General features: G+C 69.3%; 1 protein-coding gene. It reads left to right on the top strand.

Going from position 1 to position 231, the window contains the following annotated elements:
• Positions 1 to 231 (top strand): hypothetical protein (locus AAEY93_RS21190; protein WP_502959582.1); only part of this gene is annotated, 231 nt, incomplete at both ends.

Raw genomic sequence — 231 nt, 5'->3', positions numbered from 1 at the left:
TCAGCGACCCCCGCGCCGCCTTCGACCTTCTCGTCGCTGCCGACCTCACGTTCGCACCGGTTCTCCGGCACGGCCGCCTCGTAGGTACGCTCAGTCGGACCTCTGCCTTGCGCTCGACCCTCTATCGGCCTGCGGTTGACTCCTCAGGGCGGCTTCTCGTGGCCGCGGCCATCGGGATCAACGGAGACGTCGCCGCCAAAGCGAAGGCGCTCGCCGCAGCCGGTGTCGACA

Source organism: Shewanella sp. CAL98-MNA-CIBAN-0140 (assembly GCF_040309905.1).
Classification (GTDB): Bacteria; Pseudomonadota; Gammaproteobacteria; order Enterobacterales; family Shewanellaceae; genus Shewanella; species Shewanella psychromarinicola.
This window is presented reverse-complemented; position numbering and strand designations above follow the sequence as displayed.